This window comes from Rhodococcus sp. IEGM 1354 (genome assembly GCF_030056855.1).
Lineage (GTDB): Bacteria > Actinomycetota > Actinomycetes > Mycobacteriales > Mycobacteriaceae > Rhodococcoides.
The window spans coordinates 310023-323020 of sequence record NZ_JASHKT010000001.1 but is presented as its reverse complement, the minus strand read 5'-3'; the positions used below and the strand labels follow the sequence as shown (position 1 = coordinate 323020).

Below are 12998 nucleotides of genomic sequence, written 5' to 3'. Positions count from 1 at the left end.
ATGCGCCCTGTTCGCTACACCGCCCTCGCCTGTGCTCTTCTGCTGGTGCCGCTCGTCGCATGCAGCAGTAGCGACGACGCCGGTACCGAGACCGCCGCGGCGGACAGTTGCGTACTCGGTGCCAGTGGCGGCACCCCGGTAGGAAAGGTCCCGAGCACCGGCTCGGGTGACATCTCCACCAATCCGGAAGTGGCGACCGGATATCGGTCGAACATGACTCCGGTCGAGACGCCGTCGTACTCGGTCTCCACCGCCAACCCGGTCTCCACGGAGGCCGCATGCGAGGTACTACGCGACGGCGGCACCGCGGCCGACGCCCTCATCGTGGCGCAGACCGTGCTCGGTCTCGTCGAACCCCAGTCGTCGGGAATCGGCGGCGGAGCGTTTCTGATGTACTACGACGCCGCGTCGGGCGAGGTGCAGAGCTACGACGGTCGCGAGACCGCGCCGATGAGTGCCACCGGCGACTACCTCCGCTACATCGACGACGTCAACCGCACTGTGCCGCAACCGGATGCGCGGTCCAGTGGCCGATCGATCGGTGTGCCGGGCGTTGTGCGCATGCTCGAGCAGGCCCACGAGGATCACGGCGACAAGCCGTGGGGGGATCTGTTCCGACCCGCGATCGAGCTCGCAGACAACGGAATCGAGATCAGCCCGCGCATGGCCTCGTCCATCGCGGACTCGGCACCGAAGCTGGCACTCGACCCGGCGTCCAAGGACTACTTCTTGCAGCCCGACGGAACCGGTAAGCCTGCCGGCACAGTGCTGAACAATCCCGCGATGTCGAAGACGTTGTCCACCATCGCAACCGACGGTGCCGATGCCTTCTACACCGGCGACATCGCCCAGGCGATCGTCGACGCGGCAGCAGATACCACCGCCGGCCGTACCCCGGGGCAGATCACGGTGGACGATCTCGCCGGCTACGAGCCGAAGACCCGTACCGCAGTGTGCACGCCGTACCGCGATCACGACATCTGCGGAATGCCGGGGCCGTCCTCCGGTGGAATCGCGGTGGCGTCGACGATGGGCATTCTGTCGAATTTCGATCTGGCGCAGTACGCCCCGACGGACATGGACGCCGACGGCGGCAAGCCGACCGCCGAGGCCGTGCACCTGATCTCCGAGGCCGAGCGTCTGGCCTACGCCGATCGCGACAAGTACGTCGCGGATCCGGACTTCGTACCCCTACCCGGCGGCTCGCCCGACACCCTGCTCGATCCCGAGTACCTCAGCAGCAGAGCAGGACTGATCGACGAAGGCACGTCGATGGGCACCGCGAAACCGGGCGACTTCGGGCCGGTGCAGTTCGCCTCGTCCACCGATCCCGAGCACGGCACCAGCCACATCTCGATCGTCGACGGAAACGGCAACGCAGCCTCGATGACGACGACCGTCGAGTCGGCCTTCGGCTCGTTCCACATGGTCGACGGCTTTCTGCTCAACAATCAGCTGACCGACTTCTCGGCCGCGCCGGTGGCCGAGGACGGAACTCCCATGGCCAACCGTGTCGAGCCAGGCAAGCGCCCGCGCAGTTCGATGGCCCCGACCCTGGTGTTCGACCGCAGCGACGACGGCACACGCGGAGATCTCGTTCTCGTCGCAGGCTCACCCGGCGGATCGGTGATCATCCAGTTCGTCGTGAAAACACTGGTAGGACTTCTCGATTGGGGAATGGACCCGCAGCAGGCGGTGTCGATGGTCGACTTCGGAGCGGCCAACACCCCGTCCACCAACTACGGCGGCGAACATCCCAACGTGTCCGGAGAGAACGATCCGGTCGTGGTGAAGCTGCGCGAGATGGGCCATCAGGTCTCGGTTGCCGACCAGTCGAGCGGGCTGAGCGCGTTGCAACGCACCGATGGTGGCTGGATCGGCGGAGCGGATCCGCGCCGCGAAGGCGAGGTACTGGGTGGGTAGCGCTCAGCTCACGAATCGATAGCCCATGCCGGTTTCGGTGATCAGATGCACCGGTGCCGCTGGGTCTCGTTCCAACTTCTGGCGTAGTTGGCCGAGATAGATGCGCAGATAATGTGTTTCGCGTTCGTGCCCGGGCCCCCACACGGTACGCAGAATGTCTTTCTGCGACACCAGCTTTCCTTCGTTGCGGACGAGCAGCTCCAACACTCCCCACTCGGTGCGCGTCAGGTGCACGTTCTCGCCCTGTCGAACAACGGTTTTGGCAGCGAGGTCGACGGTGAAGTCCGCGGTCTCGACGATGGGGTCCGGCACCGATTGCGGTCCGCGGCGCAGGGCCGCGCGTAGCCGCGCCAGCAGCTCGTCCATGCCGAACGGCTTGGTCACGAAGTCGTCCGCTCCGGCATCGAGCGCCTCGACGGTGTCGGCCGAGTCGGTGCGCGCCGAGAGCACCAGAATCGGCACATCGGTCCATCCGCGCAGACCTGCTATGACGTCGATCCCGTCGATGTCGGGCAGACCGAGGTCCAGAATCACGATGTCCGGATGAAAGTTCGCGGCCACCCGCAGTGCTTCCCCACCCGTAGCCGCGCTGACGACCTCGAATCCGCGGACGTTCAGATTGATCCGCAGCGCCCGCACGATCTGCGGTTCGTCGTCGACGACGAGCGCCCGTACCTTCACCTGCTCGCCGCCTTCAACTCGACCGTCATCGTCAGCCCTCCGCCGACGGTGTCCGACGCCGTGACGGTACCGCCCATGGCCCGCACGAATCCTCGCACCACCGACAAGCCGAGTCCGACGCCCACCGAATTGTCGCGATCGCCGAGGCGTTGGAACGCGTCGAACATCGTCGCCTCGGCCCCGACGGTGATACCGGGGCCGTGGTCGACGACGGAGATGGCGGCGAGATCACCGTGCACTGCGGCACGCACGGTGATCTCGCCGGTAGGGGCGTAGCGGGCACTGTTGGCCACCAGGTTCGCGAGCACTCGTTCGAGCAGTCCCGGATCGGCGAGCACTTCGACGTCGCCCACCTCGACCCGTACCCGCTCGTCGGCCCCCACCAGCGCGCCTGCCAGTACGTCGTCGACGAAGACGGGACGCAGACTCGGTTGCACCACACCGGCTTGCAGCCGCGACGAGTCGAGCAGATTGGTCACCAGTGCCGTCAACTGGTCGGCCGACTCGTCGATGGTGGCGAGCAGTTCGTCGGTGTCCTCGGGCGAGAACTGAACGTCGGTGCTGCGCAGCGACGACGACGCTGCCTTGACAGCCGACAGCGGCGTCCGCAGATCGTGGCTGACGGCCGAGAGCAATGCTCGACGCAATGCGTCGGCCTCGGCGAGTGCGTTGGCGCGGCTGGCTTCCTCGGCGAGCCGGGCTTGGCGCACCATGCCCGCGGCTTGGTTGGCCACGGCTGCGAGGACGCGGCGATCGTGGGCGCGGGTACGTTCGCCGACGAGCAGCAGCGTGAAATCGCCCGCGTCGATTTCGGTGTCGGCCCCGTTGCGATCGGTCGGCGGGTGTTCGCCCGAGCTGCCCACGATGGATCGGGACTGGTTGTCCCACAGTGCGACGCCGGACTGGCGATACGTCTCCCGTGCGCGCTCGAGCAGCGCGCCCAGATCGGCACCGCGAAGGACGGACCCTGCGAACAGGGTCAACAGTTCGGCTTCCTGCGTCGCGCGCCGTGCCTGACGCGTCCGCCGAGCAGCCGCATCCACCAAGGCCGCCACCGCGACAGCGACCAACAGCAGCACGACGGTCACGACGAAGTTGTCCGGCTCGGCGATCGTCAGGCTGTATCTGGGTGTGGTGAAGAAATAGTTCAGCAAAAATCCTGCGATCAGCGCCGAGAGTGCTGCCGGAGCAACACCTCCGAGCAGCGCCACACACAGCACCACCATGAAGAACAGGGCGCTCTCACCGCTGGAATCGAAATCGGGACCGACCGTGCTCAGCACCGCCGCGGCAAGGCAGGGCACCAGCACCGCGGCGAGCCAGGCGATCACCCGTCGACGACCCGAATCGACCTGCAGACTCCGCCGACGGGCCTGCTCGGCGTGAGTGACCATGTGCACGTCGATCTTTCCGGAGTTCTGCACGACGGCCGCGCCGATACCCTCGTCGAGAATGCGGGCGGCGCGTGACCGTCTCGAGGTACCGATCACCAACTGGGTGGCGTTCACTCCGCGGGCGAAATCGAGCAGAGTGGTGGGCACGTCGTCCCCGACGACGCTGTGCACACTCGCACCGAGGCCGGCGGCGAGCTTACGCACGGAACCCATCTGCGGTGCGGACACGCCCATGAGGCCGTCTCCGCGAACGATGTGCAGCACCATCAGTTCGGCACTCGACTTCGAGGCGATCCGGCTCGCCCGCCGCAGCAGGGTTTCCGACTCGGGGCCGCCCGTCACCGCGACCACCACCCGCTCGCGCGCCTCCCAGGTATCGGTGATGCGATTGTCCTTGCGGTACTTCACCAATGCGGCGTCGACCTGATCGGCGATCCACAGCAGTGCGAGCTCGCGCAGAGCCGTCAGATTGCCGCCGCGGAAGTAGTTGCTCAGCGCGGCGTCCACCTTGTCGGCGGCGTAGACGTTGCCGTGCCGCAGCCTGCTCCGCAGCGCCTCGGGTGTGATGTCGACCAGCTCGACTTCGTCGGCGGCCCGAACCACGCTGTCGGGAACCGTCTCTCGCTGCGGAACACCGGTGATCTGCTGCACCACGTCGTTCAGAGATTCGAGGTGCTGCACATTGAGGGTGGAGATGACATCGATGCCCGCGTCGAGCAGCACTTCGACGTCCTGCCAACGCTTGTCGTGGACGCTGCCCGGAGTGTTGGTGTGCGCCAGCTCGTCGACGAGCACCACCTCGGGACGACGCGTCAGGACCGCGTCGAGATCGAGTTCCTGCGCCGAGGCTCCTCGGTAACGGACGGTGGCCATCGGCAGGACTTCGATTCCCTCGAGCGCCTCGATGGTTCGCGCCCGCCCGTGGGTTTCGACGACGGCCGCGACCACGTCACGTCCGCGATCCTGCAGCCGACGAGCTTCGCCGAGCATGGCGAAAGTCTTACCGACGCCGGGTGCGGCACCGAGGTAGATCCGCAGCTCACCCCTGTCCGCCACAGCCTGTCTCCTCACCCGGCCGGTATGCGTCCCGCAGTGCCAGGTTCAACTCCGGGACATTCACCGCTTCGGCACCGAGTACACCGTACTGCGGGCCGCGGGTGTACTGGTCGACCAGAGCCTCCACCTCGCTCACCGGCGCGCCGTTGACCTGCGCCACCCGGGCGACCTGGAGCGCCGCGTAGGCGGGACTGATGTCGGGATCGATACCGGATCCGGAGCCGGTGACGGCGTCGGCCGGAATCACGGACGGGTCGACGTTCTCCCGGGCGGCGATCGCGGCCCGGCGCTGCTCGACGAACGACGCGAGTACCTCGCTCGACGGGCCCTGATTGGTCGGCAGTGCGGCGGCCGGATCACCGGGAGCGAACGCATCGTCGTCCGATACCGAGCCCGTAACGCGGGTGTGGAAGAACGGATCCGGCTCTCCCGGAGCAACCTGCGGATCGACGCCGATCAACGAGCTTCCGACGACGCAGCCCTGTGCGTCACGCAGCGGCGACCCCTCGGCGGAGTCGGTGCCGATGCGGCTGATGCCCCAGACCACAGCCGGATAGGCGATGCCGAGGATCACGGTGAGCGCCAGCAGCACTGCGAAGCCGGCGACGACCTGACGGAGAAATCCCTGTACGAAACGCATGGTCAGCCAATCCCTGGAATGAGTCGAACGAGCAGGTCGATGAGCCAGATACCGACGAACGGACTGATGACGCCGCCGACGCCGTAGACGAGCAGGTTCCGCCGCAGCAACGCAGCTGCGGACGCCGGGGTGTATCGAACCCCTTTGAGTGCCAACGGAATCAGCGCCACGATGACGAGCGCATTGAAGATCACCGCGGACAGGATCGCCGATTCCGGGGTCGCCAGGTGCATGATGTTGAGCCCGCCCAGCTGGGGGTAGACGGTGGAGAACATCGCCGGCAGAATCGCGAAGTACTTCGCCAGGTCGTTGGCCAACGAAAACGTCGTCAGAGCACCGCGAGTGATGAGCAACTGCTTACCGATCTCGACGATCTCGATCAGTTTGGTCGGGTCGGAATCGAGGTCCACCATGTTGCCGGCTTCCTTGGCGGCCGAGGTACCGGTGTTCATCGCGACGCCGACGTCGGCCTGCGCGAGAGCCGGGGCGTCGTTGGTGCCGTCGCCGGTCATCGCAACGAGCCTGCCGCCTTCCTGCTCCTGTCGGATGAGCGTGAGCTTGTCCTCCGGGGTGGCCTCGGCCAGGTAGTCGTCGACACCTGCCTCGGCGGCAATGGCTTTGGCGGTCAACGGATTGTCGCCGGTCACCATCACGGTTCGGATGCCCATGGCCCGCAGCTGAGCGAACCGTTCGGCAATGCCGGGCTTGACGACGTCCGAGAGCTCGACGACACCGAGAGCGCGAGCTGCAGAACCGGTTTCACGTACCGCAACCACCAGCGGAGTGCCGCCGTTCTGGGCGATCTCGTGCACGGTACCGTCCAGATCCGCGGTGCCGCCGCCGTCGCGAATCCAGCTGTAGACCGAATCCGCTGCACCCTTGCGGATCTCCATGCCCGGTAGATCCAATCCGCTCATCCGAGTTTGCGCCGTGAACGCCACGAACTCGCCACGCTCGGATTCGCCTTCTGCCGTGACGGAGTCGAAGTCTCGCTCGACCAGTTCGACGATGCTGCGTCCCTCGGGGGTGCCGTCGGCCAGCGACGAGAGCCGAGCCGCACGAGCCAATTCGGCGGCGTCGATGCCCGTCGCCGGATGCAGGCCGGTGGCGCGGCGGTTACCGAAGGTGATGGTGCCGGTCTTGTCCATCAGCAGGGTGTCGATGTCGCCCGCCGCCTCCACGGCCCGGCCGGACATCGCGAGGACGTTGCGCTGCACCAACCGGTCCATGCCCGCGATACCGATGGCCGAGAGCAGTGCCCCGATGGTCGTGGGGATCAGACAGACGAGCAGGGCAATCAGCTGGATTGGATCCTGTTGCTGTCCCGAGTAATTCGACATAGGACCGATGGCGACGACAGCGAAGAGAAACACGATGGTCAGCGACGCGAGCAGGATGTTCAGGGCGATCTCGTTCGGCGTCTTCTGCCGCGCGGCACCCTCGACGAGTGCGATCATTCGATCGACGAACGTCTCGCCCTGTGCTGCAGTGATTTTCACGACGATCTCGTCGGACAGCACGATCGTACCGCCGGTGACGGCCGACCGGTCGCCTCCGGATTCACGGACCACGGGAGCCGATTCACCGGTGATGGCCGATTCGTCGACGGTCGCAATCCCTTCGATGACGTCGCCGTCGCCGGGAATGACCTCACCGGCCGAGACGACGACCTCGTCACCGACCTTCAATTCGGCACCGGCCACCTCGGTGATCACGAACTCGGTTCCCGACGCCGTGCGTCGTCGAGCAGTAGTGTCTTGCTTCACCTTTCGCAGGCTGGCTGCCTGCGCCTTTCCGCGGCCTTCGGCGACGGATTCGGCGAGGTTCGCGAACAGCACCGTGAACCACAGCCAGCCGGTGACGAACCAGGCGAACACCGACGGCTGAGCGATCGACAGAATCGTCGTGACGATCGAACCGAGGAAGACGACGAACATGACCGGGTTTCGGGCGAGGTGGCGCGGATCGAGTTTGCGGAACGCGCCGGGTAGAGCGGTGTTCAGTGACAGGTTCATTGCATGGCCTCTGCTATGGGTCCGAGAGCAAGTGCGGGGAAGAAGGTGAGGGCCGCGACCAGGATCGAGGTACCGATCAGCAGCGTGCCGAACAACGGTCCATCGGTGGGCAGGGTGCCGGCGTTGGGCGCGCTGCGTTTGGTCGTCGCCAGCGAACCGGCCAGGGCCAGTACGAAGACGATCGGCAGAAAGCGGCCGAGCAGCATCGCGATACCGAGGGAGATCTGGAACCAGTCGCTCGTCACCGTCAGGCCGCCGAAAGCGCTGCCGTTGTTGTTCGATGCCGATGCGTAGGCGTAGAGCACCTCGGTGAATCCGTGGATGCCGGGGTTGCCCTGGTAGCTCGTCGTCGATTCGAGTATCACCGTGATCGACGTGCCGACGAGCACGAGGATCGGCATCACGAGAACCGAGAGCGCGGCCATCGTGATCGCCCGTCGGCCCAGCTTCTTACCGAGGAATTCCGGAGTTCGGCCGACGAGCAGACCACCGACGAAGACGGCGATGACCGCGAGCACCAGCAATCCGTACAGGCCGGTGCCGACGCCACCGGGTGCGATCTCGCCGAACAACATGTTCAGCAACACGGCTCCGCCGCCCAGCGCAGACATACTGTCGTGCGCCGAATTGACTGCACCGGTGGATGTTCCGGTGGTGGAGACCGCGAACAGTGCCGACGCCGGGATGCCGAAGCGAACTTCCTTGCCTTCCATCATCGCGCCCGCGGCTGTTGCTGCGACTCCACGGGTACCGGATTCGGCGAACAACGTCACCGCCAACAGCGTGGCCCACAGCGTTGCCATCACCGCCAACAGAGTCAGTCCCTGCTTACGGTTACCGATCATCGTGCCGAACGTACGAGTGAGGGCCACTGGGATCAGCAGCAACGAGATGATCTGCACGATATTGGTCAGTGGTGTCGGGTTCTCGAACGGATGCGCCGAGTTGGCCGCCAGAATGCCACCACCGTTGGTGCCGATCTCCTTGATCGCCTCCTGCGAGGCAACGGGCGCAAGCGCATTGGTGACCGTCTGCCCATCGAGGCCGGTGGAGGTGAAGCCGGTCGAGAACGACATGACCGTGCCCTGAGCCAGCATGATCACCGCGACGAGAACGGAGAGCGGCAGCAGAATGCGGAGCGTCCCACGCGTGAGGTCGACCCAGAAATTGCCGAGCTCACCGCCCGTCGACACCCGAACGAAGCCGCGCACGACGGCAATCGCCACCGCGAGACCGACTGCAGCAGAGACGAAGTTCTGCACCGCGAGCCCCAGCGGCTGCGTCAGATTCGACAGCGTGGTCTCGGGAACGTACGACTGCCAGTTGGTGTTGGTGACGAACGACGCCGCAGTGTTGAACGCCATCGCCGGACTCACCCCCGACAGGCCGCCGTTCAGCGGAAGCACACCCTGAATTCGCTGCAGTACGAACAGGAATACGACCCCGGCGAACGAGAACCCCAGCAGGCTGGTGGAATAGCCGACCCAGGTCTGCTCCGACGACGAGTTCACCCGGGCCACCCGATAGAGCAGACTCTCGACTCGAGTGTCGTGGGTCGAACCGAACACCCGGGCCATGTAGTCACCGAGCGGCACGTACGCCGCCGCCAACACGACGATGACCACAGCGATCTGAAGACCGGCTAAAAGAGCAGGATTCATGGCGGCGTCAGAACCTCTCCGGATCGAGAAGAGCGACGAACAGGTAGACCGCGACGAACGCAGCCACCGTGAGACAGAGCAATTCGGTCATTGCTCGATCTTGAATCCCACCACCGAGCGAAAACGCGTTCCTTACGCTTTCCTACGCTCACGACCTGCGGTCATGACGGAGTTTTTACGCCAGCGCTCCTCGGGCAACCGCGATCCGCTAGCGCTCCTCGGACAACCGCGATCCGCTAGCGCTCCTCGGACAACCGCGATCCGCTAGCGCTCCTCGATGTCGTCGACGCGGATTTCGACCGCATCCCTGTCGAGGGTGACGCCGAGCAGGTCCGCAACCACGTCGATGGCGATAGATGCCAGTTCTTCGCCCGCCGCCTGCAGATCGTCGCCGTACACGCCGATCACCGCGACGAACAGACCTGTGCAGGCGTGATCGTCGAGATCGAGATCGATCTCGGTGGGCTGCGCCCCGTGTACGCCCGCGAGAGCACGGCGCAGCGTCGTCTTGACGATGTGATCGCTGATCCGCAGCGAGTCCCGTGGATCGGCGGGTGAGCCGACCGGGAAGGCGCTGTCTATCGGCCAGGTGCGACGCGTCGTATTGCGCACCTTCGCAAGGATGGACGAGCTGATGTCCACCCAATTCGGTTCCTGCGGTGCCTCCCGAAGCTCGGTGGCAGCACGCGCGAGAACCGCATTCGGTTCTACCGGGTTCGCCATGTCGCCAACCTTTCGCTCAATGTTGCTCGTGCTCTGGTCAATTGACCTCGTACTGCTCCTGCGGACAACGTCATGATCGCGCCGATCTCCGGATGGGTCAGGCCCTCGACCTCCCGAAGCAACCAGCAGGCCCGCTGCCGATAGGGCAACTCCGCGAGAGCCACACCCAATTCGGTCATGAAGCTGTCTGCTTCGACGTCCGCCGCGGGATCACTTCCCGCGCCCGTGCTCTTGCGCTCGAATACCCAGTCTTCCGCAGGAGGAACGCTACGACGCCGACGATGATCTATCACCTTGTGCGAGACCAACGAGAACAGCCAGGTGCGCAGGGCCGAATCGCCACGGAAGTTGTCGAGCCCCTTCCACGCTGCGACGAACGCGTCCTGCACCACCTCCTCTGCTGCACCCTGATCGGACAGCATGTTTCGGGCGTACCGAAACATCTCCGGTCCGTATCGGCCCACGATCTCCTCGAACGCATCCGTCTCGCCGAGCGCGGCTGCGCCGACGAGTACGCGGTCCGACGCATCTCTCCACTCCATCGGGCCCCCCAGACGTAATCTATGACGTAGGTCACTTTATTTGTACGTGCGTTTCGGTGATCGAGCTACGACCAACTCCTGACACACACTGTGCACCACTACTCAGCGAAGAGAGGCAGTCATGAGCTCCACGACGGACACCAAGGCAACCGTATCCGCAGCAGGCGAAGGCAAGACCGACATCACCACGAAGTCGGATTCCGTGCTCGTCAGCTCGCAGGGCCGCACCACCATTGCCGATACCGTCGTCTCGAAGATCGCCGGCATCGCCACCCGTGAGGTCCAGGGCGTACACGCCGTCGGCGGCGGCGCGAGCCGCGCGATCGGTGCCCTGCGCGAGCGCATCCCGGGTGCCCGCGTCAACCAGTCGCAGGGCGTCTCCGTCGAGGTCGGCGAGCGTCAGGCAGCGGTCGACATCGACATCGTCGCCGATTACGGCGTCTCCATCGCAGACCTCGCAGCAGGCATCCGCCGCAACGTCATCAACGCCGTCGAGCGTATGACGGGCCTGGAGGTCACCGAGGTCAACATCGTCGTTCACGACATCTTCCTCGACGACGGCTCGGACGAAGAGGAGACCACCGAGACCGCCTCCACCCGAGTGCAGTGACCGACCCGAACCCGACGGACCGTGACAAGTCCGAGGACATCGCCGACGCCGTACTGGCGATCGACGGTGTCGTCGGGCTGCACGGCGGCATGTTCGGCGAGGCTGCGACCTATTTACCCGGACGCCGCGTCGCCGGCGTCCGGATCGCAGACGACGGCACCGAGGTACACGTCACTCTCCAATTCGGCGTCGCCGTACGGGAGACCGCCGAGGCAGTGCGTAGCACCGTCGCGGCAATGGTCGACGGGCCCGTGCACGTCACCGTCGAGGACGTCGTGCGGGTCTGAATTGTGCGAGTCTGACCAGGTGAACGAGCATTCAGCGCGCGACCGGGCCGCCGAGTACAAGGCGGCCCGGCGCGCTGTGGCCCGAGAACACCACCCCGACATCGGTGGTGATCCCGCCCGGTACATGGCAGAGCTGGCCGAAGTCGACCGCCGGTTCGCCGTACTTCCGTCGACTCCGATCAACACTGCCAGCGCACCGACAGCGTTCCGTTCGTCCTCGGTACCGACTCCACTGCGCACATTGCCGAAACGCATCGCCCGGCTCCGCAAACGCGTCACTCGACGCAACTACTTCGACATCTGAACCCTCGACATCCGACACCTCGGATTCCGAACACTCTGACTGGAGATCAAGACCATGACCACTGCAACCATCGGTTTGTTCGTGGGACTTCTGCTGGCCATCGCCGCAGCAGCCGGCGGCTTCACCGGCTTCCTCATCGCCATCGTCCTCGGCGGACTCGGCTTCTTCGTCGGCCGCTACATCGACGGTGAACTCGACCTGAACTCGATCATGCGTGGTCGCGGTCGTGACTGACACAGCAGAGACACCGGCAGCCCCGGGGACGCTCGCGGACCCCGGCGAGCGCGGTTCCCTCGAAATCAAGCACAAAGCAGTCGAACGCCTGGCCGTCCTGGCAGCCCGAGGCACCGACTCCGTCACCGACCGCCAGCCCGGACTGCACCTCCTCGGCGGGCGTGATCTGCCGAAGGCCAATGTGACGATCACCGGCGAGCGCGTGCGAGCGAAGGTCTCCGTCGGAGTCACCTGGCCCTCCCCGTTGGCGAAGGTGGCTGCGAACGTTCGCGCCGCTGTAGCCCGAGATCTGTCCGAACTGGGTATCTACACCGTCGACCGAGTCGACGTCACCGTCGAATGCGTACCGGCCGAGCCCACCAGCGAAGAAGGGAGAGTGCAGTGAAAGACGAAGCCAGCAAGAAGCCGGTGGCCAACCCCACCGCAGCTGTTCCGGCCGTCCTGTTCGCTCTCGTTCTCATCGCCGCCGGAGTCGTGCTCGGCCGCGAGGCGCTGCTGAAGCTGGGCGCTCTCGACGGCTCCGAGTGGGTCGGCCCGGCCGCGTCGAACCTCGATGGGCTCACCGCTCAGCAGTGGATGCTGCCCGCCGGTATCGCCGCGGTCGTCGTCGGATTCGTTCTCGTGTTCGTGGCACTTCGCCCACGTCGTCGTACGCACCGTGCCCTCACCGAACAGGGCGTCTGGCTTCGTAAGGGCGACGTCGCTGCCGTAGCTCGATCTGCCGCCCTCGACTCTGTCGGCGTCGACACAGCTTCTGCCAAGGCAGGCAACAAGAAGGTCACCGTCGCCGTATCCACCGTGGACGGTACCGACACCTCGGCACTGAAGTCCGCGGTCGTGACGTCGGTGGACAACGCCCTCCGCCCACTCGCGTCGGCACCCAAGGTCCGCACCCGAGTGCGAACGACAGGACAGGCCTCATGAAAGG

General features: G+C 65.5%; 15 protein-coding genes. 7 read left to right on the top strand and 8 right to left on the bottom strand.

Annotation, left to right across the window (positions count from 1 at the left end):
- Entirely contained in the window at nt 1-1923 is a 1923-nt protein-coding gene (gene ggt, locus QM588_RS01680; RefSeq protein ID WP_283311780.1) for a gamma-glutamyltransferase, read from the top strand.
- Nucleotides 1924-1926: 3 nt separating this feature from the next.
- Here the strand turns inward: ggt and QM588_RS01675 are convergent, their stop codons facing one another.
- The 8 genes from QM588_RS01675 to QM588_RS01640 form a co-directional block, all read right to left on the bottom strand.
- Entirely contained in the window at nt 1927-2604 is a 678-nt protein-coding gene (locus QM588_RS01675) for a response regulator (protein WP_032407896.1), read from the bottom strand.
- Nucleotides 2601-5054, bottom strand: coding sequence for a sensor histidine kinase (locus QM588_RS01670; protein ID WP_052060808.1), 2454 nt, complete (start codon nt 5052-5054; stop codon nt 2601-2603). The genes QM588_RS01675 and QM588_RS01670 overlap by 4 nt, the downstream gene beginning before the upstream one ends.
- Nucleotides 5038-5694 (bottom strand): potassium-transporting ATPase subunit C, encoded by a 657-nt coding sequence (locus tag QM588_RS01665; RefSeq protein ID WP_032407898.1) that lies wholly within the window; start codon nt 5692-5694, stop codon nt 5038-5040. Before QM588_RS01665 ends, QM588_RS01670 begins: the two co-directional genes overlap by 17 nt.
- Before the next feature lie 2 nt (nt 5695-5696).
- Nucleotides 5697-7709, bottom strand: a complete 2013-nt coding sequence (kdpB, locus tag QM588_RS01660; RefSeq protein WP_032407899.1) for a potassium-transporting ATPase subunit KdpB — start codon at nt 7707-7709, stop codon at nt 5697-5699.
- The gene (gene kdpA, locus QM588_RS01655) at nt 7706-9370 is read right to left on the bottom strand and encodes a potassium-transporting ATPase subunit KdpA (protein ID WP_283311031.1); all 1665 of its coding nucleotides are present in this window, start codon (nt 9368-9370) and stop codon (nt 7706-7708) included. Before kdpA ends, kdpB begins: the two co-directional genes overlap by 4 nt.
- A 7-nt stretch (nt 9371-9377) precedes the next feature.
- Complete coding sequence (locus QM588_RS01650; protein WP_072691966.1) at nt 9378-9461, bottom strand: potassium-transporting ATPase subunit F; 84 nt, start codon at nt 9459-9461, stop codon at nt 9378-9380.
- Between the two features lie 173 nt (nt 9462-9634).
- Entirely contained in the window at nt 9635-10093 is a 459-nt protein-coding gene (locus QM588_RS01645; RefSeq protein ID WP_032407901.1) for a hypothetical protein, read from the bottom strand.
- A complete protein-coding gene (locus QM588_RS01640) occupies nt 10078-10635 on the bottom strand; it encodes an RNA polymerase sigma factor (protein ID WP_283311029.1) in 558 nt (185 codons plus the stop codon). The genes QM588_RS01645 and QM588_RS01640 overlap by 16 nt, the downstream gene beginning before the upstream one ends.
- Nucleotides 10636-10756: 121 nt before the next feature.
- On the opposite strand from QM588_RS01640, the gene QM588_RS01635 reads away from it, so the two are divergent.
- The 6 genes from QM588_RS01635 to QM588_RS01610 are packed head-to-tail and all read left to right on the top strand — an operon-like array spanning nt 10757 to nt 12994.
- Nucleotides 10757-11245, top strand: coding sequence for an Asp23/Gls24 family envelope stress response protein (locus tag QM588_RS01635; protein ID WP_283311028.1), 489 nt, complete (start codon nt 10757-10759; stop codon nt 11243-11245).
- Nucleotides 11242-11532: an Asp23/Gls24 family envelope stress response protein gene (locus tag QM588_RS01630; protein WP_283311026.1), complete on the top strand. Its 291-nt coding sequence runs from the start codon at nt 11242-11244 to the stop codon at nt 11530-11532. Before QM588_RS01635 ends, QM588_RS01630 begins: the two co-directional genes overlap by 4 nt.
- A gap of 19 nt (nt 11533-11551) precedes the next feature.
- Entirely contained in the window at nt 11552-11836 is a 285-nt protein-coding gene (locus QM588_RS01625; RefSeq protein WP_283311025.1) for a hypothetical protein, read from the top strand.
- 54 nt (nt 11837-11890) lie between these two features.
- The gene (locus QM588_RS01620; protein ID WP_027495126.1) at nt 11891-12070 is read left to right on the top strand and encodes a hypothetical protein; all 180 of its coding nucleotides are present in this window, start codon (nt 11891-11893) and stop codon (nt 12068-12070) included.
- Nucleotides 12063-12455: an Asp23/Gls24 family envelope stress response protein gene (locus tag QM588_RS01615; RefSeq protein ID WP_283311024.1), complete on the top strand. Its 393-nt coding sequence runs from the start codon at nt 12063-12065 to the stop codon at nt 12453-12455. Before QM588_RS01620 ends, QM588_RS01615 begins: the two co-directional genes overlap by 8 nt.
- Complete coding sequence (locus tag QM588_RS01610) at nt 12452-12994, top strand: DUF6286 domain-containing protein (RefSeq protein ID WP_283311023.1); 543 nt, start codon at nt 12452-12454, stop codon at nt 12992-12994. The genes QM588_RS01615 and QM588_RS01610 overlap by 4 nt, the downstream gene beginning before the upstream one ends.
- Nucleotides 12995-12998 lie beyond the last annotated feature (4 nt).

What these genes read in the sequence shown, in the direction of transcription:
- QM588_RS01650 (WP_072691966.1), bottom strand. Translation starts at nt 9,461, where the DNA reads ATGACCGAATTGCTCTGTCTCACGGTGGCTGCGTTCGTCGCGGTCTAC.
- kdpB (WP_032407899.1), bottom strand. Translation starts at nt 7,709, where the DNA reads ATGAACCTGTCACTGAACACCGCTCTACCCGGCGCGTTCCGCAAACTC.
- QM588_RS01665 (WP_032407898.1), bottom strand. Translation starts at nt 5,694, where the DNA reads ATGCGTTTCGTACAGGGATTTCTCCGTCAGGTCGTCGCCGGCTTCGCA.
- ggt (WP_283311780.1), top strand. Translation starts at nt 1, where the DNA reads ATGCGCCCTGTTCGCTACACCGCCCTCGCCTGTGCTCTTCTGCTGGTG.
- QM588_RS01645 (WP_032407901.1), bottom strand. Translation starts at nt 10,093, where the DNA reads ATGGCGAACCCGGTAGAACCGAATGCGGTTCTCGCGCGTGCTGCCACC.
- QM588_RS01640 (WP_283311029.1), bottom strand. Translation starts at nt 10,635, where the DNA reads ATGGAGTGGAGAGATGCGTCGGACCGCGTACTCGTCGGCGCAGCCGCG.
- kdpA (WP_283311031.1), bottom strand. Translation starts at nt 9,370, where the DNA reads ATGAATCCTGCTCTTTTAGCCGGTCTTCAGATCGCTGTGGTCATCGTC.
- QM588_RS01620 (WP_027495126.1), top strand. Translation starts at nt 11,891, where the DNA reads ATGACCACTGCAACCATCGGTTTGTTCGTGGGACTTCTGCTGGCCATC.
- QM588_RS01635 (WP_283311028.1), top strand. Translation starts at nt 10,757, where the DNA reads ATGAGCTCCACGACGGACACCAAGGCAACCGTATCCGCAGCAGGCGAA.